Source organism: Pseudomonas sp. 91RF, assembly GCF_003576265.1.
Taxonomy (GTDB): domain Bacteria; phylum Pseudomonadota; class Gammaproteobacteria; order Pseudomonadales; family Pseudomonadaceae; genus Aquipseudomonas; species Aquipseudomonas kribbensis.
Map to the genome: position 1 here is coordinate 111,505 of NZ_QWFC01000023.1, position 23,330 is coordinate 134,834.

The window sequence follows — 23,330 nt, forward strand, 5'->3', positions numbered from 1 at the left end:
CGAGCAGGCTCGCTCCCACACTTGAGTGCATTTCCCTGTGGGAGCGAGCCTGCTGGCGATGGCGGTCTGACCGCCGAAGTCGTGGTCAGGGTTTATCTTCAACCTGCGGCACTTGCGGCAATGCCGCGCCTTTTGGCCAGAGCATCCAGATCTGCCCTTGCTGCTTCATGTCGCCGGCCAGTTGCCCGGCGGCATCGCCGGTGCCCCAGAACAGATCCGCACGAACCTCGCCGGCGATCGCGCCGCCGGTGTCCTGCGCGGCCACCGGGCGTACCAGTGCCGTGCCGTCAGGGCGGGTGGTCGACAGCCACAACAGGCTGCCCAACGGAATCACCTTGCGATCCACCGCCGCGCTGTAACCGGCGGTCAGCGGCACATTCAGCGAGCCGCGCGGGCCTTCGTTGCTGTCCGGGTTGCGGGTGAAGAACACATAGCTCGGGTTGCTGCCCAGCAATTCCGGAATGCGTGACGGGTTGGCCTTGGCCCAGTTGCTGATTGCGCCCATGGTCACGTCTTCTTTCTTCAACTCGCCCTGTTCCACCAGCCAGCGGCCGATCGGCCGGTACGGGTGGCCGTTCTGGTCGGCGTAGGCGATGCGCAGTTGCCGGCCGTCGTCGGTCTGAATCCTCCCTGAACCCTGGATTTGCAGGAATTGCAGGTTCATCGGGTCGGTCAGCCACGCCACCACGGGCGCCTTGACGCCTTTGCTCTCGATGGTCGCGGCGTCGTCGTAAGGTTTCAGCACGCGACCTTCGAGGCGACCGCGCAGGCGCTTGCCTTTAAGCTCCGGGTAAATGCTGTCCAGAGAGACGATGATCATGTCTTCGGGCACGCCGTACACCGGCACATTGGCGGTCGCGGTTTGCGTCAGGCTGCCGGGATAGACCGGTTCGTAGTAACCGGTGATCAGACCGTTGGGGTTGTCATTTTCGGCGCGCAGGCCGAACACATCGAGGTGCTGCTTGAGGAACGTGCGGATGTCGCCAGCGCTTTGCGGCACATTGGCCGCCGCCGCGCAGGTGGCGCCCCAGATCGGGTCAGCCTTGAGCCGGGTGCAGGCGCTGCGCCACGAACCGAAACCGGCCACCAGATCGTTGTCGGAAACCGCAGGCAGGGCTTCCCAGGTGGCGCTGGAGTAAGTGGCCAGGGCGTGGGTTTTCGGCTTGGCACTGTCGCCCCCGGTGCAGCCGGCAAGAATGGCCAGCAGCGGCAGGGTTGCGATGAGCGGGTGACGCCAGGCCTTGAAACGGCTGTTCATGGAGATTTTCCTGTGTCGGTTGCAGGCGTGCTCCATGCGCGCCTGCAACCCATATTATTAATAGGGCTATTGGTGTTTGGCGGTGACGCGAGGATACTGGCCGCCGAATTCCGTGACCTGAAGCCACCATGACTCTTAAAAGACTTTCTGTTGTATTGCTGGCCTGTCTGACCTTGTCCGCCTGCGGCGGTGTCGACCCGAATTCCCCGCTGGGTCAGCGCAAGGCGATCTTCAAGCAGATGCTCAAGACCGGCGAAGACCTGGGCGGCATGCTGCGCGGACGCATCCCCTTCGACGGGCCGAAATTCACGGAAGGCGCGGTCAAGCTCGATGCGCTGTCCCATGAGCCGTGGAAGCATTTCCCGTCGGTGCGTGAAGAAGATCACACCAGCGCCAAGGACGATGTCTGGCAGCGGCAGGCGCGTTTCCAGGAAATGGCCCGGACCCTTGAGACGGCCACCGGTGAACTGGTGATCGCCAGCAAGGTCCAGCCGTACAAGGCCAGCAACCTGGGGCCGGCGGTGCAGAGGGTCGAAGATGCCTGCAGTGCCTGTCATAAAGAGTTTCGGGATCATTGATCCTGAGGTGCGGTGACGGAGAGGACTCTTTCACCGCACGTTGCCTGGCGGATTACTTGTCCAGTTCGTCCAGCGCGTCCTGCAATTCCTTGCGCGACTCGGCGAGTTTGTTCTTGCGCTTGTCGATCTTCTCCGGGTCGCCTTTCTTCATGGCCTTGTCGAGATCGGCCTGGCGCTTGCTCACTTCGTGCTTGGCGTCGAGCACCTTGTTTTCACGTTCCTTCTTCAGGCCGGCGTCGGTGCAGTGTTCGGTGACTTCGCGCAGAGCGGTTTCGAGGCCGGCCTGCTGGTCGGCGTTGCCACGGGATTTGGCCTGTTCGATCTGATTGATGATGCCTTGCTTCTTGGCGGCACAGCCGGTCAGGCCCGGGGCGTCTTCGCCAGCCATCGCGGGTGCGGCCATTACGCCGCAAAGAGTCAGCATGGCGAGCGGTGCGAGAAATTTCATAAAAGCTCCATGTGCAAAGGCAATCGGGTCGGGAAAGCACTGCGCTGTTGGAGCGCTTCGGCGACCGTTGGGTTCCCGGCTTGCCGGGATGCATGTTCAGAAACCGTCGATTCCGGCGGCGCGTAAGGTTTCACTCAGGGCCAGCACCTGCGGGTCGCGGAAAAAAGCGCTCAATTGCGCCGCGCGACCGGGGCCGATTCCGGGTTCTGCCTGCCATTGTTCGGTATTTCGTTGTGCCAGCGCTTGCCATGAATCAGCCAAAGAGGCCTGACCGGTCGGCGGCAGCCCCAAGGCCTTGAGCCATTGGGTGAACGGCCGCTGGCGAGCACTGTGAAAACTGTGGAGCAGGCGGGCGCTGCTGCGCTCGCCGAGGCCGGCAATCTTAGCAAGCTCTGGCTCGTCGAGGGCCAACCAATCCAGCAGGTTGTTCAGTTGGCCTGTATCCAGAAGTTTCTCCCACGTGCCGCGACCGACATGGGGCAGTGCCAGCCCTTGCTTGCCGCCAAGCCAGACCAGGCGCGCGAGGAACTGACTCTCGCACCCGGGCGTCGGTTGCCAGCAGCTTAGCGGGTGAAAGTCGCTGGCGAGAGGAACGTTCAATTCGACACGCTCCGTGCTGCGCAGCACGACGCTGTCGAGTCGCGGAATCGTCAGACCGGCCAGGCTGATCGCCACTTGATCGCCGGGACGAATGTCCAGTTCCTGCCAGCGCTTGAGCGAGCTGACGCTGACCCGTCTGATCTGGCGGTCGTCGAGCATCACCGGCGTCAGTTCCAGTACAGGGGTGATGCGCCCGGTTCGGCCGACCTTGAAATCGACCTTGCGCACATCGGCCAGCGCCTGGGCAAACGGGTATTTCCAGGCCACGGCCCAGTAAGGCGGGCGCGCCTGCCAGCGTTCGGCAGCAGGACGCTGGCTCTGACGCAGGACGATGCCGTCGCTGGCAAAGGGCAGTGGCGAGCGATACCAGTGATCGCGCCATTGCTGCGCATCGGCAAGACCACTGACGGGTTGGCTGTAAGGTTCTGTCGTGGCGAAGCCCAGTGTTGCCAGCCCCGTGATTCGCTCTGTCAGGCTGCTCGGTCCCAGCGGCCAGTCCCAGACAAAAAGCCCGATGCCTGCTGCCTGCTCGGCACTCAAGTCCTTGCGTCCCATCAGGCCGGCGACCGTTGCACGGGCGTTGGCGCTGCCGGCGCGAGCCTGGATATGGTCGTTCAGTTGCCAATAGAGTTCGCCTTGTACCGACATATCCAGCGGTTGGGTCAGTTGTCGGGGAATGGCGTTGATCTTTTGTGCCGAGGCAGTCCAGTCCTGCCCGCGTATTCCGTCGCCGCGACTGATCGCCTGTTGCAACCGCCCGGCACGATAGATCAGCGTGACGGCCACGCCATCGACCTTGGGTTGTGCCCAGACGTTCTTGCGGTCGCGCAGCCAGGCTTCGATGTCTGTAGCGTCGTGAAGCTTGTCGAGGCCGGTGTGGACGATCGGATGTGCGACCGGACCAGCCGCAGTCCGTAACGGCTTGGGCGGTGAAGGATGTTTGAAGCACTGGCGCCATTCGCCGAGCCGGGTGCGGGACTGATCGTAGAGTTCATCGGCGATCAGTGATCGGCCTTCACGGTGATAGGCGTCGTTCCATTGATCGATCTGCTGTTGCAGGGCAGTGATTTCGCTTCGGGCCCGGTCCGCTGGCCAAGTGGGGCAATCGCCAGCGAAGGCGCCGAGGTGGGCGGAGAACAGCAGGAAAATGCAAAACAGGCGCAGTGTGGCAGGCATCGTGAGCGTCCTTGCTCAGGGAGATACCTGAAGGCTAGCCGGGATTTTTCAGCGGGCCGGTCGGCTGTTTTGCCGGGTGTTTCGCGACCATGAAAAAGCCCCGCACGGCGAACCGTGCGGGGCTTCTTGTACCGCCAGGAAAATTACAGGCCGGCAGCGGAACGCAGGGCGTCGGCGCGGTCGGTTTTTTCCCAGGTGAAAGTGGAGAAGGTATCTTCGCCAACAGTCTTGGTCTGCGGAGCGCGGCCGAAGTGGCCGTAGGCTGCGGTTTCCTGGTACATCGGGTGCAGCAGGTCGAGCATGGTGGTGATCGCGTATGGACGCAGGTCGAACACTTCGCGGACCAGTTTGATGATCTTGTCATCGCTGATCTTGCCGGTGCCGAAGGTGTTCAGCGAGATCGAAGTAGGCTGGGCCACACCGATCGCGTAGGAAACCTGGATCTCGCAACGCTCGGCCAGGCCGGCAGCCACGATGTTCTTGGCAACGTAACGCCCAGCGTAGGCAGCCGAACGGTCAACCTTCGATGGATCTTTGCCGGAGAACGCGCCGCCGCCGTGACGGGCCATGCCGCCGTAGCTGTCGACGATGATCTTGCGACCGGTCAGACCGCAGTCGCCAACCGGGCCGCCGATGATGAACTGGCCGGTCGGGTTGATGTGGAACTGGGTGTCCTTGCTCAGCAGTTCGGCAGGCAGCACGTGCTTGACGATCAGCTCCATCACGCCTTCGCGCAGGTCGTTGTACGACACTTCAGGGTTGTGCTGGGTCGACAGGACCACGGCGTCGATACCGACAACCTTGCCGCCTTCGTAACGGCAGGTCACTTGCGACTTGGCGTCCGGACGCAGCCAAGGCAGCAGACCCGATTTACGGGCTTCGGCCTGGCGCTGAACCAGCTGGTGCGAGAAGGTGATCGGTGCCGGCATCAGCACGTCGGTTTCGTTGCTGGCGTAGCCGAACATCAGGCCCTGGTCGCCGGCGCCCTGATCTTCAGGCTTGGCACGGTCAACGCCCTGGTTGATGTCAGGAGACTGCTTGCCGATGATGTTCATCACGCCGCAGGTAGCGCCGTCGAAGCCGACGTCGGAGCTGGTGTAGCCGATGTCGCAGATCACGTCACGAACGATCTGCTCCAGGTCGACCCAGGCGCTGGTGGTCACTTCACCGGCAACGATGGCCACGCCAGTCTTGACCAGGGTTTCCACCGCAACGCGTGCGTGCTTGTCCTGGGCGATGATGGCGTCCAGCACTGCATCGGAAATCTGGTCGGCGATTTTGTCCGGATGTCCTTCGGACACGGACTCGGAGGTGAAGAGGGAGTATTCGCTCATCTCGATGTTTTCCTGAATTTACCGATGGTGAGTGTCGCCAGCCGGCCGCTGAAAATGGCGGACCTGAATCTGGAAACCATTACGTAAGCCTACATAGAGGCTTTCCCCGGGAACGAGTCCCGCAGCGGTGGCCCAACGGGCCAGATCGTCCTGTTCAAACCCCAACCACAGATCACCGCAGGCCTCCCTGGCCCAACTCTGGTTGTGGCTACATAACTCTGTCACGAGCAGGCTACCGCCCGGTTGCAGCAAGCCGGCCATGTGCTTGAGCGCTTCGGCCGGCGCGGCGAAATGGTGTAACACCATGTTCAAAACTACGCAATCGGCTTGAAGGCTCACGCCACCCAATGCATCGGCCAATTGCAGGCTGACGTTAGTCAGCTTTTCACGTTCACACACCTGGCGTGCCAGTTCGAGCATCGCCGCGCTGTTGTCCAGTGCGGTTACGGTGCTGAAGCGACGCGCCAGTTCCGGCAGGAAAGCACCATCGCCGGGGCCGACTTCGATGGCCGAGGCAGCGCCACCGAAATTCAGTTTGTCGAGCAAGGCCAGCACGCTTTCACGGTACTGCGGCAGGCCGGCAATCAAATCCTGCTGGGCGCGGAATTTCTCTGCTACCCGTGCGAAAAAGTCCTGGCTGTTGGCCGCGCGTTGCCCATGGACCTGTGCGATCCGCGTTTCCACGTCGGCCGGCAGTGCCAGATTGTCGACTTCTTCTAACAACGCCGCGTGCAGCTTGCCGCCCAGTAACTCGGTGTGGGGTAGGGCGCGGCGATAGAAAATCGCGTTGCCTTCGCGGCGAGTTGCCACCAGATCCGCCTGCGCCAGCACTTTAAGGTGATGGCTCATGCCTGACTGGCCGATATCGAAAATCTGCGCCAGTTCCAGTACGCCGAACGAGTCGTTGGTCAGGGCGCGCAATACATTCAGCCGCAGCGGATCACCGCCGGCCTTGCACAGGGCCGCCAGCTCGTCGCAATCGTCATGGCGAATGGAAGGCACGCGTAAGTTCATAGGGCCAGCAGTCTAGAGACGGCCGGAAAACACCGCAAGGCCAATATCAAAAAGTTTTGATATTGCTCGATGGGTGGCACTTTTTATTGCACTTCTCACTGACCGGTTAACTCTACAGACGAACAGCGGAAAGGTTTCACCAGCCGAAACCGATGTTATCCATTGGAAAAACGCCCCCGGATGACTATCTGTCATTGCCCCGAGGCGCTCGGGTGAGGGAAAATGCCCTCCTTTTTTCCGTTTCAATCTATTCACACCCAGGAGATCAGCGATGCCTAGCCGTCGTGAGCGTGCCAACGCCATTCGTGCCCTCAGCATGGATGCCGTGCAAAAAGCCAACAGCGGCCATCCCGGTGCCCCTATGGGTATGGCAGATATTGCCGAAGTGCTTTGGCGCGACTACCTCAAGCACAACCCGAGCAATCCATCCTTCGCCGACCGTGACCGCTTCGTGCTGTCCAACGGCCACGGCTCGATGTTGATCTACTCGCTGCTGCACCTGACCGGCTACGACCTGTCGATCGACGACCTGAAACAGTTCCGTCAACTGCACAGTCGCACCCCGGGCCACCCGGAATTCGGTTACACCCCGGGCGTCGAGACCACTACCGGCCCGCTGGGTCAGGGTCTGGCCAACGCCGTGGGCTTCGCCCTGGCTGAAAAGGTACTGGGCGCGCAGTTCAACCGTCCCGGCCACAACATTGTCGACCACCACACCTACGTGTTCCTGGGTGATGGCTGCATGATGGAAGGCATTTCCCACGAAGTCGCTTCCCTGGCCGGGACCCTGGGCCTGGGCAAGCTGATCGCCTTCTACGATGACAACGGCATCTCCATCGACGGCGAAGTCGAAGGCTGGTTCACCGATGACACGCCGAAGCGTTTCGAAGCCTACAACTGGCAGGTGATCCGCAACGTCGACGGTCACGATCCGGAAGAGATCAAGACCGCCATCGAGACCGCTCGCAAGAGCCCGCTGCCGACCCTGATCTGCTGCAAGACCACCATCGGTTTCGGTTCGCCGAACAAGCAGGGCAAGGAAGATTGCCACGGCGCCCCGCTGGGTGACGCGGAAATCGCCCTGACCCGTCAGGCGCTGAACTGGAACCACGGTCCGTTCGAAATCCCGGCCGACATCTATGCCGAGTGGGATGCCAAGGAAAAGGGCCGCGCCGTCGAGTCCGAGTGGGATCAGCGTTTCGCTGCCTACTCCGCCGCATTCCCGACCGAAGCCAACGAACTGATCCGTCGCCTGAGCGGCGAACTGCCAGCTGACTTCTCCGAGAAGGCTGACGCCTACATCGCCGAAGTCGCGGCCAAGGGCGAAACCATCGCCAGCCGTAAAGCCAGCCAGAACGCCCTGAACGCGTTCGGCCCGCTGCTGCCGGAAGTGCTGGGCGGTTCGGCTGACCTGGCCGGTTCCAACCTGACCCTGTGGAAAGGCTGCAAAGGCGTCAGCGCCGAAGACGCCAGCGGCAACTACATGTATTACGGCGTGCGCGAATTCGGCATGACCGCGATCATGAACGGCGTTGCCCTGCACGGCGGTCTGGTGCCTTACGGCGCGACCTTCCTGATGTTCATGGAATACGCCCGCAACGCGGTGCGCATGTCCGCGCTGATGAAGCAGCGTGTAATCCACGTCTACACCCACGACTCCATCGGTCTGGGCGAAGACGGCCCGACGCACCAGCCGATCGAGCAACTGACCAGCCTGCGCAGCACGCCGAACCTCGACACCTGGCGTCCAGCCGATGCCGTTGAATCGGCCGTGGCCTGGAAAAACGCCCTGGAGCGCAAGGACGGCCCGTCCGCTCTGATCTTCTCCCGTCAGAACCTGCAGCATCAAACCCGTGATGCCGGCCAGATCGCCGACATCAGCCGTGGTGGCTACGTGCTGAAGGACTGCGCAGGCGAGCCAGAGCTGATCCTGATCGCTACCGGTTCGGAAGTCGGTCTGGCCGTTCAGGCCTACGACAAACTGACCGAGCAGGGCCGCAAGGTACGCGTGGTTTCCATGCCATGCACCAGCGCGTTCGACGCTCAGGATGCCAGCTACAAGCAATCGGTCCTGCCGTTGCAGGTTGGCGCGCGTATCGCGATCGAAGCGGCCCACGCCGACTTCTGGTTCAAGTACGTGGGTCTGGAAGGTCGCGTGATCGGCATGACCACCTACGGCGAATCCGCTCCGGCTTCGGCACTGTTCGAAGAGTTCGGCTTCACCCTGGAAAACATCCTGGGTCAGGCTGAAGAGCTGCTGGAAGACTGATCCAGAAGTTTTGTCGTCTGGGCTGCCGCCCATCGTCGGAACGCCGCCCGGAGCAGGCTCGCTCCCACATTGGAATGCATTTTCCTGTGGGAGCGAGCCTGCTCGCGATAGCGGTAGTTGAAGCACCGCAACACTGACGGTTTCACCACGGTAATCGAGAACCCCATGCCTCAACCGCGTCCCTACAAAGTTGCACTCAACGGCTACGGCCGGATTGGTCGTTGCGTCTTGCGTGCGTTGTTCGAGCGAGGCGATAAGGCCGGGTTTGAAATTGTCGCGATCAACGATCTGGCCGACATGGCCAGCATCGAATACCTGACACGCTTCGACTCCACCCACGGCCGGTTCCCGGGCGAGGTGAAGGTCGACGGCGATTGTCTGCATATTAATGGCGACTGCGTGAAGGTCCTGCGCAGTGCCACCCCCGAAGGCATCGATTGGGCGTCCCTGGGCGTCGATCTGGTGCTCGAATGCTCCGGCGCTTACCACACCCGTGAAGACGGCCAGCGTTTCCTCGACGCCGGCGCGCCGCGGGTGCTGTTTTCGCAGCCGATGGCCAGCGAGGCGGATGTCGACGCCACCATCGTCTACGGCGTCAATCAGGATTGCCTGACCGGCGATGAACTGCTGGTGTCCAACGCCTCCTGCACCACCAACTGCGGCGTGCCGCTGTTGCGTCTGCTGGACAAGGCGATCGGCCTGGAATTCGTGTCGATCACCACGATTCACTCGGCGATGAACGATCAGCCGGTGATCGACGCCTATCACCACGAAGATCTGCGCCGTACCCGTTCGGCGTTCCAGTCGGTGATCCCGGTGTCCACCGGTCTGGCGCGGGGCATCGAGCGCCTGCTGCCGGAACTTGCCGGGCGAATCCAGGCCAAAGCCGTACGCGTACCGACGGTCAACGTGTCCTGCCTCGACATCACGATGCAGACCGCGAGTGACACCGACGCCGGCGAGGTCAACCGGATCCTGCGCGAGGCTGCCACCAGCGGCCCGCTCAAAGGTCTGCTGGCCTACACCGAGCTGCCCCACGCAAGTTGTGATTTCAACCATGACCCACATTCGGCCATCGTCGATGCCAGTCAGACCCGCGTTTCCGGCCCACGGCTGGTGAACATCCTGGCCTGGTTCGACAACGAATGGGGTTTTGCCAACCGAATGCTGGATGTTGCAGAACACTATCTGCAGACAGCGACTTCAAAAAAACCGTAGGAATTGCGACCCATGACCGTGTTGAAGATGTCCGACCTCGATCTGCAAGGTAAGCGCGTATTGATCCGCGAAGACCTCAACGTCCCAGTCAAGGACGGTGTTGTCACCAGCGATGCGCGTATCCTGGCTTCGCTGCCGACCATCAAGCTGGCCCTGGAAAAAGGCGCGGCCGTGATGGTCTGCTCGCACCTGGGTCGTCCGACTGAAGGCGAGTTCTCCGCCGAGAACAGCCTCAAGCCAGTCGCCGACTACCTGAGCAAGGCTCTGGGCCGCGAAGTGCCGCTGGTGGCTGACTACCTGGGCGGCGTTGACGTCAAGGCCGGCGACATCGTGCTGTTCGAAAACGTGCGCTTCAACAAGGGCGAGAAAAAGAACGCCGACGAACTGGCCCAGCAATACGCCGCCCTGTGCGACGTGTTCGTGATGGACGCTTTCGGTACTGCTCACCGCGCCGAAGGTTCGACCCACGGCGTAGCCAAGTTCGCCAAAATCGCTGCCGCCGGCCCGCTGCTGGCCGCTGAACTGGATGCACTGGGCAAAGCCCTGGGCGCTCCGGCCAAGCCGATGGCGGCCATCGTTGCCGGTTCCAAGGTCTCGACCAAACTCGACGTACTGAACAGCCTGAGCCAGATCTGCGATCAACTGATCGTTGGCGGCGGCATCGCCAACACCTTCCTCGCGGCAGCCGGTCACCCGGTCGGCAAATCGCTGTACGAGCCGGACCTGCTGGACACCGCCCGCGCCATCGCCGCCAAGGTCAGCGTGCCGCTGCCGGTGGACGTGGTGGTTGCCAAGGAATTCGCCGAAAGTGCTGCAGCGACCGTGAAACTGATCGGTGACGTTGCCGCTGACGACATGATCCTCGACATCGGCCCGCAAACCGCGGCCAATTTCGCCGAACTGCTGAAGTCGTCGAAAACCATCCTGTGGAACGGCCCGGTCGGCGTGTTCGAATTCGATCAGTTCGGCAACGGCACCAAAGTGCTGGCCGAAGCCATCGCCGAAAGCGCGGCGTTCTCGATTGCCGGTGGTGGCGATACCCTGGCGGCCATCGATAAATATGGCGTGGCGGAAAAGATCTCCTACATTTCCACCGGCGGTGGCGCTTTCCTCGAATTCGTCGAAGGCAAGGTGCTGCCGGCCGTTGAAGTCCTGGAAAGCCGGGCCAAGGCCTGAGGCCGCCCGTTTGGCCAGGCAAAGGAGTGTTCAGATGGTCAAGTCGTTAGCGCTGTTGTTGCTGACCGGTACGCTGGCGGCCTGCGGGAGTAACCCGAAGGCCGAGCCGACCCCGGCACCCGGCGAGGACCGGAAAGGCTGCTACCAGGCCGACTGGCAGGCCGAAACCAACCCGGTGCTGAACAAGCGCTCGGGGCCGGAAGGCCTGGACAAATACGAGACGCAAACCCCGGCCAAGGAACATGGTTGCCCTTGACCGGTCTGACTCTTTAACTCAGGGCCGGCGGCGTGTGCTGCCGGTCGAGGAACACGGATGAAAGGCTTGATCGCCGTTGCGGCACTGGGATTGTTGGGTGGTTGTGCGCAGTGGAACCCGTTCCAGTCGTCCGCCCCTGTGGATAACTGGACCACCTGGACCTGCGACAGCCAGGCCAAGGTGCTGTGGCGCTACACCGATGCGGGCCAGAAGGCAGTCGATGTGCGACTGGGCGGCGGCGATCAGGTCTATCGCCTGAAAGAAGAGCCGGGCGCGTCGGGCGCGTTGTACAGCGACGACATGCTGGCGTTTCACATCAAAGGTAATGAAGGCCTGGTCTACTGGGTCGCTACCAATGATTTGATCGGCCGGGGCTGCAAAGCCGAATAAAACAGAATTTGCTGTATCGAATCACCAGGCCGGGCCTCAACCCCCGATCTGCAATCACTTGAATAGCCGCCGCCGCTCCGGCAGGCTGGCACGATTAACGACCCAAACCGGGAGAGACACACACAATGGCACTTATCAGCATGCGCCAGATGCTGGACCACGCAGCCGAGTTCGGCTATGGCGTTCCAGCCTTCAACGTCAACAACCTTGAGCAGATGCGCGCCATCATGGAAGCCGCTGACAAGACTGACTCCCCGGTGATCGTCCAGGCTTCGGCCGGCGCTCGCAAATACGCCGGCGCGCCGTTCCTGCGTCACCTGATCCTGGCCGCGATCGAAGAATTCCCGCACATCCCGGTGTGCATGCACCAGGACCACGGCACCAGCCCTGACGTCTGCCAGCGCTCGATCCAACTGGGCTTCAGCTCGGTAATGATGGACGGCTCCCTCGGCGAAGACGGCAAGACCCCGACCGACTACGAATACAACGTTCGCGTTACCCAACAAACCGTAGCCATGGCTCACGCCTGCGGCGTTTCGGTAGAAGGCGAGCTGGGCTGCCTGGGTTCCCTGGAAACCGGCATGGCCGGTGAAGAAGACGGCATCGGCGCCGAAGGCGTTCTGGACCACAGCCAGATGCTGACCGACCCGGAAGAAGCCGCTGACTTCGTCAAGAAGACTCAGGTCGACGCCCTGGCCATCGCCATCGGCACCAGCCACGGCGCCTACAAGTTCACCAAGCCGCCTACCGGCGACGTGCTGGCCATCGACCGCATCAAGGAAATCCACAAACGCATCCCGAACACCCACCTGGTGATGCACGGTTCCTCGTCGGTTCCACAAGAGTGGCTGGCGATCATCAACCAGTACGGCGGCGACATCAAAGAAACCTACGGCGTGCCGGTTGAAGAAATCGTCGAAGGCATCAAGCACGGCGTGCGCAAGGTCAACATCGACACCGACCTGCGTCTGGCATCCACCGGCGCCATGCGTCGCCTGATGGCCACCAACCCGAGCGAATTCGACCCGCGTAAGTTCTTCGGCGAAACCGTGAAAGCGATGCGCGATGTATGTATTGCTCGTTACGAAGCTTTCGGCACTGCCGGCAACGCTTCGAAGATCAAGCCGATCTCGCTGGAAAGCATGTATCAGCGTTATCTGAAGGGTGAGTTGAACGCCAAGGTCAATTGAGACTGGGTGTTTAGCTGATTGAATGAAAAATCCGCCGAGAGGCGGATTTTTTATGGGTGGTGATTTTTGCTTGGATTAAGAACTATCCAAAAATCAGAGATCATTTGAATACCTCCGCAAGCTCTTCAAGACTCGGCATAACCGCTGGAATGACAATAAGCTCACTATCCAGAGCTGCCAAGGTGCGTGCGTAGGCGATCATGCTGACAGATGGAGCGCCTTTCTCCACTGCGATGATGTTGTATCGTGTCAGCCCTGCGAGCTCGGCAAGTTGTACTTGCGTCAGGCCACGAGCTATACGTTTTTCGCGTAGTTGATTCCCTAGACGGCTGATCAATAGGGCGTAGTCCATGTTCGGCTACCGCAACGTTTGAAGGTTCATGTTGCGTAAGTACAACATGTCATCCCGAGAAACCCGCCCTGAAGCGGGTTCCTTATATAGAACTGGTTACTTCGGCTCGACTTGATCCAGCGCCTGATTCACCGCCAGTTCCCCCAACATCACCAATTGCGCAATGCCTATCGCGGTCTTGCGGTCGGCGGGGGTGAGGGTGGCGGCGAAGTTGTTGAGCATTTCGCTGGCGGAGCCGAGGGTTTCGCTGGCGTTGGCCAGCAGGGATTCGGTGTTGCAGGCGGGGTTGGCGAAGTACATGCGGTCGGGTTCGTTGACCGTGGCCATGATGCGGGCGCCGGGGCAGAGGTAGTGGTCGAGGGCGCGTTCGGCGGCTTCGTTGAGTTTTTTGGGGTCGAGGGAATCGTAGGGGGAGGCCGGGTCTGTGACCGGTGGATGAGGCGTAGATTGAATCATGTTTCGTCTCCGGGAAATGGAGCCGACACCGGATCGCTACTAAACGATGGGGTGGCAGCTGAACGCAGGTTAGTAGACCGGGGAGACGCGAACCGGCGCGCCCGAAAGCGCCCTGCGTACAGCTACCATCAAGCGCAGATATCGAGATATCTCACTTTCTGGAGTGCAAATACGCCTCGCGAACCCTCGGGCTACTAAACCCGATCACTGCGAATCAGTGACCCGAATCAAGTTACCGACGGCCTTCCAGGCGCACAAGCCGGCGGATTCTGGCGTACCGGTAGGCAGCGACGCAAGCCGTTGTAGGCTTCGGGACGTTACGCCGGGCTGGTTTAAACATAACCGTTTAAATGTCAGCGCTGCCCCCGGCGCAATCGCTGGCAGGCCAGCTCCCACAGGTTATTTGTCGTGGTCAATGTCCAGTTTTGAGAACGTCACCTGCCCACCCTCGCTGGTGTACCCGGTGTTGTCCTGCACATACACGCCGGCCTTGAAGTACAGCGGCTTGTTGCGCCAGGTCGCGCTGATCTGCGAGTCCCACTGATACCCGGCCGCGCTGATGCCCAGCGCACCACCGGGGCTCAGGTGAATGAGGTAATTGAATTCGCGATCCAGTTTGATCCCGGTCGCCAGGGTAATCACCCGGCCTTCGTCATCATCCGGGTGCATCCGCACCTTGATCACCAGGTTGCCGGAATCCAGTTTGGTCTTGTACTGATACTCGAGTTTCACCAGCGGCTTCTGGCTTTCATAGGCGTGGATCTGGCCAATGACGATCTTGCCGGAGCTGGGCACCTTGTTGACCGAAAGGGTCGCGCGCAGCAGGTTGTCGGCGTCCGGGTAGTACCAGTTGCGCAGGGTGCCGTTGCTGAAGGTTTCGCGCAGTTCGGTGCGCGGGTAGATGGCGTTTTCGGTTTTCGAGCCGGTCACCGGGGACCAGAAAAACAGGGTGCCGGTGTCGGAATGGAAGTACTGATCCTTGAAGCCGTTCACCAGTCTGGAGGTTTCGACGGTGTGGGGCGGGCTGCCAACGGGAACGCTGAGGTTCCAGGTTGCGAGGTCGATCATGTCGGTTCTTCCACTCTGTTTCTGCTGCACGCGCGTGCCAGACGCTCTGGCCCGCGCCTCTTGGGGGCGGCCTTTATAAGCGTAGAGGGATTTTTTGTTAACGGCCGTCTGGCGGATGATTGGCGCCAACATCCTGTCGAAATGCCATGTTTCCCGGTTTTCGGGGGCTGCAGCGATGACCGTTAGTCGGCTACTTACCGGTTTGGTTAAATGATGGCCTGATGACAGCTACTGCTTTTTCGGATCCAGGACTAGAGTGAAGGCTCAGTAACAGTACGGTTTTCACGAGAAACCGGCCGCGTCCCGATTGGATGTCCCGACAAGAGAAGCAGCATGGAATGCGCGCAAACCCAGCCAGGTGAAGGCAGCTCCGTCCTTTTGATCGTTGATGATTACCCTGAAAATCTGATCAGCATGCGCGCGTTGCTGCAGCGCCAGGACTGGCAGGTCATGACCGCGGCTTCCGGTTTCGAAGCCCTCAGCCTGTTGCTCGAACACGACATCGACCTGGTGCTGCTGGATGTGCAGATGCCGGGCATGGACGGTTTCGAAGTCGCACGCCTGATGCGTGGCAGCCAGCGAACGCGGCTCACTCCAATCATTTTCCTTACCGCCAACGAACAGTCCCAGGACGCCGTGATCAAGGGCTATGCCAGTGGTGCGGTGGATTATCTGTTCAAACCTTTCGACCCGCAGATTCTCAAGCCCAAGGTCCAGGCGTTGCTGGAACACCAGCGCAATCGCCGGGCGCTGCAGCGTTTGAGTCAGGATCTGGAGTCGGCGCGGGCCTTCAATGCTTCAGTGCTGGATAACGCCGCCGAAGGCATTCTGGTGCTGGCCGAGGATGGCTTGATCCGCTTCGCCAACCCGGCGATTTCGCGGTTGCTCAATGCGCCGGTGAAGGAGCTGGAAGGGCAGGAGTTTCTCGATTTCCTGCAGAAACCGCACATTCCGCTGTGGGCCGATTCCGAGTTTTACGCCAGTTACAAACGCGGCGAGACGCTGCGCTTACACGATGCGTTGCTGCGTACCGCGCCGGGGCAGCAAGTGCCGGTGGCGCTGTCCTGCGCGCCGTTGCCGAGCGAGCAGCACGCGATGGTGGTGACGGTGCTGGACATGTCGGTGGTGCGGCATCTGCATCAGCAGCTGGAATTTCAGGCTGTCACCGACCCGCTGACCGGGCTGCTCAATCGTCGTGGCTTTTACCAGACTGTGGAAAACCTGCTGTTGCGCGGTGAGCGCAGTGACAGCAGTTGGGTGCTGATGTACCTCGATCTTGATGGCTTCAAACGGGTCAACGATTCCCTCGGCCATGACGCCGGCGACCGGGTGTTGCGCTGGGTTTCCGAACAATTGAAAGCCTGCCTGCGACCGTTCGACATTCTGGCGCGGATGGGCGGTGATGAGTTCACCGCGTTGCTGGATCTGGAATTCCCCGAACAAGCGGCGAAGATCGCCGAGAAGCTCATCGAGCGCGTATCGATCTGTCAGCAGATCGAAGGCATGGACATTGCCCTGGGCGCCAGTATCGGCATCGCCACGTACCCGGATTGCGGCAACAACCTCGACGGTCTGATGCGCGCCTCGGACATCGCCATGTACGAAGCCAAGCGCGCCGGGCGTCAGCAATATCGCTTCTACGATCACGAAATGAACGGCCGCGCGCGCTCGAGGCTGATGCTGGAAGAGAGCGTGCGCAACGCCATCGAGAATCGCGATTTCAATCTGGTGTATCAGCCGCAGGTGGCGATTGGTGACGGCAGGATTCGTGGTTTCGAGGCGTTGCTGCGCTGGCAGCATCCGAGTGTCGGCGACGTGCCGCCGGGGTTGTTCCTGCCGTTGCTGGAGGAGGCGACGCTGATCAGCCGGCTCGGCAGCTGGATCTATCACCGCAGCGCCGGGCAGCGTAAGGCCTGGGAGTCCGAGTTTTCCAGGGATCTGGTGCTTGGGGTGAGCCTGAGCAATACCCAGTTTGGTTTGCCGAATCTGGTGACCGAGTTGCGTCAGGTGCTGGAGCGCCATGGTTTGCAGCCCCATCAGATGGAAGTGGAAGTGACCGAAGAGGCGCTGACGATCAACCCGGACGAGACCCGCAAACAACTGAAGCTGCTGCGCAATCTCGGGGTGCGAGTGGCGCTGGACGATTTCGGCTCCGGGTCCTGCTCGCTGTCGCATCTGCGAGATTTGGAGCTGGACACCCTCAAGCTCGATCGCCACCTGATCGCCCGATTGCCGGACTCGTCCCGGGACGCCTCGCTGGTGCGCACTGTCATTGATCTGTGCAAGGAATACGGGTTGCTGGTGATTGCCGAAGGCGTGGAAACCGTCGAGCAATATCAATGGCTGCAAGCCCATGGGTGTGAGTATGTGCAAGGCTTCCTGGTGGCGCGGCCGTTGGTCGCCGAGGACGCGACGCGCTTCGCCGAGCCGTTCGACTGGAGCGCGTTGGCCGGTTGAATTCGCTACACTGGCGGCCTTTTCATGACCCGTGCCGCCCATGACCGCGTTGAAATACCTCCAGGCCTATCCCGCGCAATTGCAGGATCAGGTGCGCCAATTGATTGCCGAAGATCGCCTCGGTGATTACCTGAGCCAACGTTATCCGGGCCGCCACGATGTGCAGAGCGACAAGGCGTTGTACGGCTACGCGCTGGACCTGAAACAGGAATACCTGCGCAACGCCCCGGCCATCGACAAGGTGCTGTTCGACAACCGTCTCGACCTGACCCACCGCGCCCTCGGCCTGCACACCACGGTGTCGCGAGTGCAGGGCGGCAAGCTCAAGGCCAAGAAAGAGATCCGCATCGCCTCGCTGTTCAAGGAGGCCGCGCCTGAGTTCTTGAAGATGATCGTCGTGCATGAACTGGCGCACTTCAAGGAGTCGGATCACAACAAGGCGTTCTATAAATTATGTGAGCACATGCTGCCGGGCTATCACCAGATCGAGTTCGATCTGCGGGTGTACCTGACGTGGCGGGACCTGCAATAAGACATCAAACAACGGAGCGCATGCATGGACGTGAGCAAGACCAAAAGTAGTTTCTACCGGCGCTTGTACGTGGCGTACCTGATCGACAGCGGCCTGGCCAGCAGCGTGCCGGCGCTGACCGACGTCACCGGCATGCCCCGGCGCACGGCGCAGGACACCATTGCGGCACTGGCGGATCTGGATATTGTCTGCGAGTTCGAGCAGGAAGAGGGCGCGCGCAATCATGCGGGGCGTTACCGCATTCGCGAGTGGGGGGCGATTGATCGGGGGTGGATCGAGAGGAATTTGCGGCAGATCAAGGCTGTGCTTGAGTATCCCTGACCGATGTAGTTCCTTCGCGGGCACGCCCGCGAAGGGACAATCTCAAGACCGCCGCATACCAATATGCGGAATGTCATCCTCCAGATATTCCTCACCCGCCACGACAAACCCGTACCGCCCGTAATACCCCTGCAAATGCGCCTGGGCCGACAGGTAGATCGGCACTTCAGGCCAGCGCTTTTCAGCCTGTTTCAGCGCCTGCTCCATCATTTCATGACCCAGGCCTTTGCCACGCCCGGCCGGCGCCGTCAGCACCCGGCCGATCACCACGTCGCCGCCCTGGGACTCCGGGTCCAGCAAGCGCAGATATGCCACCAGCTGATCACCGTCCCAGCCCATCAAATGGCAGGTGTCCCCGTCCAGATCCTGCCCGTCCGGGTCCAGGTACGCGCAACGCTGTTCGACCACGAACACCTCCGAGCGCAATTTCAAAATGGCGTACAGCTGCTCCAGTCCCAGATCGCTGTGATGTTTGCAGACCCACTCGATTGTCATCTTCCGATTCCTTGAACTACGTCGTCCGATACTAAGCGCCACGTCGAAATATGTCTGTATGGCTGAGAAATCTGTGACAAAGGCCAAAATGCCATCATTCCCTTCTGGCGGCGCCGACATCTTTGTGTAATCTGCTGAGAAGCGCTGTGCAACGGCTTCAATGAGCTAATGTTAGGGCCTGGGATTCGCCGGTACGGGGCCTTGGGGTTTTGACTGAAAACACGCCGGGCGGCCCGCCCGCTAAGGATTTTCAAGCATGCCGCGATTGCATCGAGCGTTGGCTTTGATCGGATTGCTGTTGCTGGGTCAAAGCGCTGCAGCGGAGAAACTGCGTCTGGTCTTCGACATCTGGCCACCCTTTACCGATGACACGCTGGTCAACGGCGGGCTGGCCACGGACATCGTCAGCACGGCCCTGGCCCGGGCCGGTTATGCCAGCGATTACGAGCAGGTGCCGTGGGCGCGGGCGCTGCTCGGGGTTGGCGAGGGGCGTTACGACGTGCTGGTCAACGCCTGGTACAACGACGAGCGTACGAAGCTTGGCCAGTTTTCCGACGAGTATTTGCTCAACCGTGTGCGTTTTCTCAAGCGCAAAGACACGCCCATCGAATACAACAACCTGCAGGAACTGCACACCTATCCGATAGCGGTGGTGCGCGGCTACGCCTATTCCGCGCCGTTCGATGCCGACACGGCGTTGCAGAAAGTCCCTGTGCATAACTTCGCCATGGCCGTGCGCATGCTGGCGGCGGATCGGGTCAAGCTGACTCTGGAAGACGAGTTCGTCGCCCGCTATTACCTGGCCCGGGAATCACCGAAAGTGCGCAACGCCGTGGAATTCCTGCCCAAACCCTTGAGCGAAAACAGCCTGCACATTCTGGTCAGCCTGAAGAACCCGCAGCATGAGCAGATCGTGGCCGGGTTCGACAAGGCGATTGCGGCGATGAAAGCCGATGGCAGCTATGACAAGCTGCTCAGGCAGCATGGCATGTGAGGGCTGATCCAGAATTTGCGGTGTGATTGATTGCCTCATCGCCAGCAGGCTGGCTCCCACAATAGGAATGCATGCCAGAGCCAAAGTGTGGGAGCCAGCCTGCTGGCGATGGCGCCTTGGCAGTCGCCGCCTGACTCAATCCACGGCTGTGTCCTTGATCAGATGCGCCGCCAGCGTGCGCAACGGCCCGAGCTGGCGGCAGATCAGCGCCAGTTGCGTTTGCACCAGCCGCTGGCCTTCGTCGATTTCGTCCGGCATCTGCTCAAGCTCATTGGCCAGCGCTTCTTCCTCATCGCTTTGAATCGCAATCGGCTGTTTGCTCGCCAGACCCTGAGCGATCTCATCAATGCTCGCTGCCAGACTCACCCCGGCACCATCGATCAGATGCTCACGCACTTCGGCCGGCAACTGGGTTTCCCGGTGTGCGCCAAGGCCCGACAGGTAACTGAGCAAGGTGTGCGACAGCACCAGGAAGCGGAAACCGACGTCGGCTTCCTTCCGGAAATGCCCCGGCTCCATCAGCATGTTCGCCAGCGTGGTCGACAGTGCTGCGTCGGCGTTGTGCGCGTTGCGCCGGGCGAGGCGGTAGGCGAGGTCGTCGCTCTTGCCGGCGGCGTATTGCTGCATGATCTGACGCAGGTAGATGCTGTTGCAGGTCAGGGTGTTGGCCAGCACTTTGTTCAGGCGCCGACCCTGCCAGTCCGGCAGAAACAGGATCACCGTCAGGCCGGCGATCAGGCTGCCGAGCAGGGTATCGAACAGGCGCGGCACAAACAGCCCGTAGCCGTCGCCGACCTGGTTGAAGCAGAACAGCACCATGATCGTGATCGCAGCGGTCGCCACGGTGTAGCGGGTGGTGCGGTTGGTAAAGAACACCACGCCGGCGGCGATGGCGAAGCACGACTGCACCAGCGGGCTCGGGAACAGATCGAACAGCGCCCAGGCGATGGTCAGGCCGATGGCGGTGCCGAGAATCCGCTGGCCGAGTTTGCGCCGGGTGGCGCCGTAGTTCGGCTGGCAGACGAACAGCGTGGTGAGGATGATCCAGTAACCCTGCGACGGGTGAATCAGATGCACCATGCCGTAACCGATGCTCAGCGCCAGCGGCAGGCGCAGGGCATGGCGGAACAGCAATGACGTGGGCGTCAGCTGCGTGCGCAGACGGGTCAGCACATCCTTGAAGTTGCGCGGCGAGCGGTCGAGCAGGCTGCTGTCGGTGGCATCGGCCAGCGCATCCGGATTGCTGGCATCGCTGAGCAAACGGTCGAGGGTGCCGAGGTTGGCCGCCAGCGCCCGCAGCGAACGCAGCAGCCCGCGCCAGGCCGGGTTGCTCTGGATGCGCAGGTGTTCGAGGGAGGCATGCAGGTCGCTCAGGGCTTCGGCGAATGTTGCGTCGTAGATGAACGGCTGGCGCATCTGGATCGATTCGGCCAGCGCCCGGCAGGCCTTGCCTTGCTGGCGCAGCAGGCGTTGGCAGCGGAACAGCACGTCGCTGTGGAAAAACGCCTCGGCCAGCGCGTTGTAAGGGTAGTGCGAAGAACTGGCGCGTTCGTGAATGTCTTGCGCGAGGAAGTACAGCTTCAGGTAGCGGCTGACTTTCGAGCCGGGGCGGCCGTTGCCGACGCGGTGCAGGATGATTTCCTTGGCGCTGTTCAGGGCTGCGACGACCCGGCCGTTTTGCTGGGCCAGTTCCAGGCGCCGCGCTTCGACGTCCAGCTGACGGATCGGCTCGAACAGCGAGGCTTTCAGCTTCAGGTAATAACCCAGCTCACGGAACAGCCGCGCCAGGCTCTGCTGCACCGGCTGGTTGGAGAACATCGCCTGCCACAAAACCGACAGCAAGCCGTACCACGCGGCACCGGCCACCAGCAGCATCGGCTCGTGCCAGAAATCCGTGACCGCGCCACCGCGCTGGTCCACGCCGATCATGGTGTAGACGGAAAGAATCAGCGTCGCCGAAGCAATCGCGCCATAACGTTCGCCGAGCGCACCGAGCATGGTCAGGCCGAAACTGGCCAACGCCAGAGCGATGACGAACACGATGGGGTAAGGGAAGAGCAATTCCACCGACAGCGCCGCAACGCTGAAACACACCAGTGTTACCGCCAGTGCGTTGAGGCGGCCCTGCCAACTGTCGTCCGTCTCGGCCAGGGCGCTGGCAATGATCCCGAGGAACAGCGGGATCAGCAGCCCCATTTCATCCTGATACCAGCACAGCGCCATGCTGCCGGTCAGGGCGATGAACACCCGCACGCTGTAGCTGAATTTATCCAGCGCCCACAGGCGCCGCAAAGACTGACGAAACGAGGTCGAGGACATGAAGTGCGAAGGCCTTCCGAGGCGATGCCGCTAAATTGAGCCAGTAATGACGCCGACGCAATGGCGCCGATCACATCTGACAGCAAAAAGTGTTCCCTACAGCTTCAGCGATAGCAAATGTGGGAGCGAGCTTGCTCCGGGCGGCGATCCGACGAATGCAATCTGTCAGTCGACACATATGTTGAATGACATTCCTCTTTCGCGAGCAGGCTCGCTCCCACAGTTTGATTTGTGTTTGTCAGACGTATTGCGCCGCCGCGTAACCCGATGCCCAGGCCCACTGGAAGTTGAAGCCGCCCAGATGCCCGGTGACGTCCAGCACTTCGCCGACGAAGTAGAGCCCCGGGCTTTTCAGCGATTCCATGGTCTTGGACGAGACTTCGCGGGTGTCGACGCCACCGAGGGTGACTTCGGCGGTGCGGTAGCCTTCGGTGCCGGCCGGGACGACTTTCCAGCTGCCGAGTTTCTCGGCGATGTCCGCCAGTTCGGCGTGGGTGTACTGCTTCATCGGTTTGGAGACGAACCAGTTGTCCGCCAGCAGGTTGGCCATCTTCTTGGTGAAGATTTCCCCGAGCAGGGTTTTCAGTTCGCTGTTCGGGCGCTCGGCGGTCTGCTGTTGCAGCCAGCTTGCGGCGTCGTGATCGGGCAGCAGGTTGATCTCGACGGTGTCGCCCGGCTCCCAGAACGAGGAAATCTGCAGAATCGCCGGGCCGCTGAGGCCGCGGTGAGTGAACAGGATGTTCTCGCGAAAGCTCTGGTCATTGCAGCTGACCAGGCAATCCACCGAGGTGCCGGACAGCTCGGTGCACAGCTCCTTGAGCTGATCGGTGATGGTGAACGGCACCAGACCGGCGCGGGTCGGCAGCAGATCGTGGCCGAATTGCTTGGCGACCTGATAACCGAAACCGGTGGCGCCAAGCGTCGGGATCGACAGGCCGCCGGTGGCGATCACCAGTGACTGGCACTGGATCTGGCCGAGGGTGGTGTCGAGCAGGTAACCGCCCTCGACTTTTTCGATGGTCTGGATCGAAGTGTCGAGGTGCAGGTTGACGCCGACCTGATCGCACTCGTCCAGCAGCATGCCGAGGATGTCACTGGATTTGTTATCGCAGAACAACTGGCCGAGTTTCTTCTCGTGATACGGCACGCCGTGCTTGGCGACCATGCCGATGAAATCCCACTGGGTGTAGCGGGCCAGCGCGGATTTGCAGAAGTGCGGATTCTGCGAGAGGAAATTGCCCGGCTCGGTGTACATGTTGGTGAAGTTGCAGCGCCCACCGCCGGACATCAGGATTTTCTTGCCGGCCTTGTTCGCGTGGTCGAGCAGCAGCACCTGACGCCCGCGCCCGGCGGCGGTCAGTGCACACATCAACCCAGCGGCGCCAGCGCCAATGATCACGACTTCGGTAGAGCGCAAAACGGTGTCCTC

The 23,330-nt window shown here is 61.2% G+C and carries 22 protein-coding genes; 11 read left to right on the forward strand and 11 right to left on the reverse strand.

Features of this window, described 5'->3' with window-relative positions:
• Positions 1-85 precede the first annotated feature (85 nt).
• Positions 86-1,258, reverse strand: coding sequence for a murein transglycosylase A (locus DXT77_RS10395; protein WP_119427567.1), 1,173 nt, complete (start codon positions 1,256-1,258; stop codon positions 86-88).
• 128 nt (positions 1,259-1,386) lie between these two features.
• On the opposite strand from DXT77_RS10395, the gene DXT77_RS10400 reads away from it, so the two are divergent.
• Positions 1,387-1,836, forward strand: a complete 450-nt coding sequence (locus tag DXT77_RS10400; protein ID WP_119427568.1) for a cytochrome c — start codon at positions 1,387-1,389, stop codon at positions 1,834-1,836.
• A 52-nt stretch (positions 1,837-1,888) separates the two neighbouring features.
• On the opposite strand, the gene DXT77_RS10405 is transcribed toward DXT77_RS10400, so the two are convergent.
• The 4 genes from DXT77_RS10405 to DXT77_RS10420 form a co-directional block, all read right to left on the reverse strand.
• On the reverse strand, positions 1,889-2,284 hold the full coding sequence (locus tag DXT77_RS10405) for a DUF1090 domain-containing protein (RefSeq protein WP_085731609.1): 396 nt from the start codon (positions 2,282-2,284) through the stop codon (positions 1,889-1,891).
• 96 nt (positions 2,285-2,380) lie between these two features.
• On the reverse strand, positions 2,381-4,060 hold the full coding sequence (ligB, locus tag DXT77_RS10410; RefSeq protein WP_119427569.1) for an NAD-dependent DNA ligase LigB: 1,680 nt from the start codon (positions 4,058-4,060) through the stop codon (positions 2,381-2,383).
• 143 nt (positions 4,061-4,203) lie between these two features.
• The gene (gene metK, locus DXT77_RS10415) at positions 4,204-5,394 is read right to left on the reverse strand and encodes a methionine adenosyltransferase (RefSeq protein ID WP_011336330.1); all 1,191 of its coding nucleotides are present in this window, start codon (positions 5,392-5,394) and stop codon (positions 4,204-4,206) included.
• A gap of 18 nt (positions 5,395-5,412) precedes the next feature.
• Entirely contained in the window at positions 5,413-6,408 is a 996-nt protein-coding gene (locus DXT77_RS10420; RefSeq protein ID WP_119427570.1) for a metalloregulator ArsR/SmtB family transcription factor, read from the reverse strand.
• 271 nt (positions 6,409-6,679) lie between these two features.
• On the opposite strand from DXT77_RS10420, the gene tkt reads away from it, so the two are divergent.
• The 6 genes from tkt to fba all read left to right on the forward strand — a co-directional run bounded on the left by tkt (position 6,680) and on the right by fba (position 12,907).
• Positions 6,680-8,677 (forward strand): transketolase, encoded by a 1,998-nt coding sequence (gene tkt / locus DXT77_RS10425; protein WP_119427571.1) that lies wholly within the window; start codon positions 6,680-6,682, stop codon positions 8,675-8,677.
• 165 nt (positions 8,678-8,842) lie between these two features.
• Positions 8,843-9,895 carry an erythrose-4-phosphate dehydrogenase gene (gene epd, locus DXT77_RS10430; protein ID WP_119427572.1) on the forward strand — a complete coding sequence of 351 codons (1,053 nt, stop codon included), beginning with the start codon at positions 8,843-8,845 and terminating at the stop codon, positions 9,893-9,895.
• Between the two features lie 12 nt (positions 9,896-9,907).
• Complete coding sequence (locus DXT77_RS10435) at positions 9,908-11,071, forward strand: phosphoglycerate kinase (RefSeq protein ID WP_119427573.1); 1,164 nt, start codon at positions 9,908-9,910, stop codon at positions 11,069-11,071.
• A gap of 34 nt (positions 11,072-11,105) precedes the next feature.
• Positions 11,106-11,327 carry a hypothetical protein gene (locus DXT77_RS10440; RefSeq protein WP_119427574.1) on the forward strand — a complete coding sequence of 74 codons (222 nt, stop codon included), beginning with the start codon at positions 11,106-11,108 and terminating at the stop codon, positions 11,325-11,327.
• Between the two features lie 57 nt (positions 11,328-11,384).
• A complete protein-coding gene (locus DXT77_RS10445) occupies positions 11,385-11,717 on the forward strand; it encodes an MliC family protein (RefSeq protein ID WP_114886030.1) in 333 nt (110 codons plus the stop codon).
• A 125-nt stretch (positions 11,718-11,842) separates the two neighbouring features.
• Entirely contained in the window at positions 11,843-12,907 is a 1,065-nt protein-coding gene (gene fba, locus DXT77_RS10450; RefSeq protein ID WP_007959708.1) for a class II fructose-bisphosphate aldolase, read from the forward strand.
• 100 nt (positions 12,908-13,007) lie between these two features.
• On the opposite strand, the gene DXT77_RS10455 is transcribed toward fba, so the two are convergent.
• The 3 genes from DXT77_RS10455 to DXT77_RS10465 form a co-directional block, all read right to left on the reverse strand.
• A complete protein-coding gene (locus DXT77_RS10455) occupies positions 13,008-13,259 on the reverse strand; it encodes a helix-turn-helix domain-containing protein (protein WP_119427575.1) in 252 nt (83 codons plus the stop codon).
• A 96-nt stretch (positions 13,260-13,355) separates the two neighbouring features.
• Positions 13,356-13,715 carry a DUF6124 family protein gene (locus DXT77_RS10460; RefSeq protein ID WP_119427576.1) on the reverse strand — a complete coding sequence of 120 codons (360 nt, stop codon included), beginning with the start codon at positions 13,713-13,715 and terminating at the stop codon, positions 13,356-13,358.
• Between the two features lie 399 nt (positions 13,716-14,114).
• Complete coding sequence (locus DXT77_RS10465) at positions 14,115-14,783, reverse strand: polysaccharide lyase family 7 protein (RefSeq protein ID WP_119427577.1); 669 nt, start codon at positions 14,781-14,783, stop codon at positions 14,115-14,117.
• 333 nt (positions 14,784-15,116) lie between these two features.
• Between DXT77_RS10465 and DXT77_RS10470 the strand changes: the two genes are divergently transcribed.
• Genes DXT77_RS10470 through DXT77_RS10480 form a run of 3 tightly spaced genes read left to right on the forward strand, consistent with a single transcriptional unit; the run spans position 15,117 to position 18,093 of the window.
• On the forward strand, positions 15,117-17,240 hold the full coding sequence (locus DXT77_RS10470; RefSeq protein ID WP_119427578.1) for a bifunctional diguanylate cyclase/phosphodiesterase: 2,124 nt from the start codon (positions 15,117-15,119) through the stop codon (positions 17,238-17,240).
• 40 nt (positions 17,241-17,280) lie between these two features.
• Positions 17,281-17,772: a M48 family metallopeptidase gene (locus DXT77_RS10475; RefSeq protein ID WP_119427579.1), complete on the forward strand. Its 492-nt coding sequence runs from the start codon at positions 17,281-17,283 to the stop codon at positions 17,770-17,772.
• A 24-nt stretch (positions 17,773-17,796) separates the two neighbouring features.
• Complete coding sequence (locus DXT77_RS10480; protein ID WP_008033286.1) at positions 17,797-18,093, forward strand: helix-turn-helix domain-containing protein; 297 nt, start codon at positions 17,797-17,799, stop codon at positions 18,091-18,093.
• Between the two features lie 42 nt (positions 18,094-18,135).
• Here DXT77_RS10480 and DXT77_RS10485 read toward each other — a convergent pair whose 3' ends face one another.
• Complete coding sequence (locus DXT77_RS10485) at positions 18,136-18,588, reverse strand: GNAT family N-acetyltransferase (RefSeq protein WP_011336314.1); 453 nt, start codon at positions 18,586-18,588, stop codon at positions 18,136-18,138.
• A gap of 256 nt (positions 18,589-18,844) precedes the next feature.
• On the opposite strand from DXT77_RS10485, the gene DXT77_RS10490 reads away from it, so the two are divergent.
• A complete protein-coding gene (locus DXT77_RS10490; RefSeq protein ID WP_114886016.1) occupies positions 18,845-19,582 on the forward strand; it encodes an ABC transporter substrate-binding protein in 738 nt (245 codons plus the stop codon).
• Positions 19,583-19,717: 135 nt separating this feature from the next.
• Here DXT77_RS10490 and yccS read toward each other — a convergent pair whose 3' ends face one another.
• Both yccS and DXT77_RS10500 read right to left on the reverse strand, forming a co-directional pair.
• Positions 19,718-21,901: a YccS family putative transporter gene (yccS, locus tag DXT77_RS10495; RefSeq protein WP_119427580.1), complete on the reverse strand. Its 2,184-nt coding sequence runs from the start codon at positions 21,899-21,901 to the stop codon at positions 19,718-19,720.
• Positions 21,902-22,139: 238 nt separating this feature from the next.
• Positions 22,140-23,318: an NAD(P)/FAD-dependent oxidoreductase gene (locus tag DXT77_RS10500; protein ID WP_119427581.1), complete on the reverse strand. Its 1,179-nt coding sequence runs from the start codon at positions 23,316-23,318 to the stop codon at positions 22,140-22,142.
• Positions 23,319-23,330 lie beyond the last annotated feature (12 nt).

What these genes read in the sequence shown, in the direction of transcription:
- DXT77_RS10400 (WP_119427568.1), top strand. Translation starts at nt 1,387, where the DNA reads ATGACTCTTAAAAGACTTTCTGTTGTATTGCTGGCCTGTCTGACCTTG.
- DXT77_RS10475 (WP_119427579.1), top strand. Translation starts at nt 17,281, where the DNA reads ATGACCGCGTTGAAATACCTCCAGGCCTATCCCGCGCAATTGCAGGAT.
- DXT77_RS10445 (WP_114886030.1), top strand. Translation starts at nt 11,385, where the DNA reads ATGAAAGGCTTGATCGCCGTTGCGGCACTGGGATTGTTGGGTGGTTGT.
- DXT77_RS10440 (WP_119427574.1), top strand. Translation starts at nt 11,106, where the DNA reads ATGGTCAAGTCGTTAGCGCTGTTGTTGCTGACCGGTACGCTGGCGGCC.
- metK (WP_011336330.1), bottom strand. Translation starts at nt 5,394, where the DNA reads ATGAGCGAATACTCCCTCTTCACCTCCGAGTCCGTGTCCGAAGGACAT.
- DXT77_RS10465 (WP_119427577.1), bottom strand. Translation starts at nt 14,783, where the DNA reads ATGATCGACCTCGCAACCTGGAACCTCAGCGTTCCCGTTGGCAGCCCG.
- DXT77_RS10485 (WP_011336314.1), bottom strand. Translation starts at nt 18,588, where the DNA reads ATGACAATCGAGTGGGTCTGCAAACATCACAGCGATCTGGGACTGGAG.
- DXT77_RS10470 (WP_119427578.1), top strand. Translation starts at nt 15,117, where the DNA reads ATGGAATGCGCGCAAACCCAGCCAGGTGAAGGCAGCTCCGTCCTTTTG.
- DXT77_RS10480 (WP_008033286.1), top strand. Translation starts at nt 17,797, where the DNA reads ATGGACGTGAGCAAGACCAAAAGTAGTTTCTACCGGCGCTTGTACGTG.
- DXT77_RS10405 (WP_085731609.1), bottom strand. Translation starts at nt 2,284, where the DNA reads ATGAAATTTCTCGCACCGCTCGCCATGCTGACTCTTTGCGGCGTAATG.
- ligB (WP_119427569.1), bottom strand. Translation starts at nt 4,060, where the DNA reads ATGCCTGCCACACTGCGCCTGTTTTGCATTTTCCTGCTGTTCTCCGCC.
- DXT77_RS10455 (WP_119427575.1), bottom strand. Translation starts at nt 13,259, where the DNA reads ATGGACTACGCCCTATTGATCAGCCGTCTAGGGAATCAACTACGCGAA.
- tkt (WP_119427571.1), top strand. Translation starts at nt 6,680, where the DNA reads ATGCCTAGCCGTCGTGAGCGTGCCAACGCCATTCGTGCCCTCAGCATG.
- DXT77_RS10395 (WP_119427567.1), bottom strand. Translation starts at nt 1,258, where the DNA reads ATGAACAGCCGTTTCAAGGCCTGGCGTCACCCGCTCATCGCAACCCTG.
- fba (WP_007959708.1), top strand. Translation starts at nt 11,843, where the DNA reads ATGGCACTTATCAGCATGCGCCAGATGCTGGACCACGCAGCCGAGTTC.
- yccS (WP_119427580.1), bottom strand. Translation starts at nt 21,901, where the DNA reads ATGTCCTCGACCTCGTTTCGTCAGTCTTTGCGGCGCCTGTGGGCGCTG.
- DXT77_RS10460 (WP_119427576.1), bottom strand. Translation starts at nt 13,715, where the DNA reads ATGATTCAATCTACGCCTCATCCACCGGTCACAGACCCGGCCTCCCCC.
- DXT77_RS10490 (WP_114886016.1), top strand. Translation starts at nt 18,845, where the DNA reads ATGCCGCGATTGCATCGAGCGTTGGCTTTGATCGGATTGCTGTTGCTG.
- epd (WP_119427572.1), top strand. Translation starts at nt 8,843, where the DNA reads ATGCCTCAACCGCGTCCCTACAAAGTTGCACTCAACGGCTACGGCCGG.
- DXT77_RS10420 (WP_119427570.1), bottom strand. Translation starts at nt 6,408, where the DNA reads ATGAACTTACGCGTGCCTTCCATTCGCCATGACGATTGCGACGAGCTG.
- DXT77_RS10435 (WP_119427573.1), top strand. Translation starts at nt 9,908, where the DNA reads ATGACCGTGTTGAAGATGTCCGACCTCGATCTGCAAGGTAAGCGCGTA.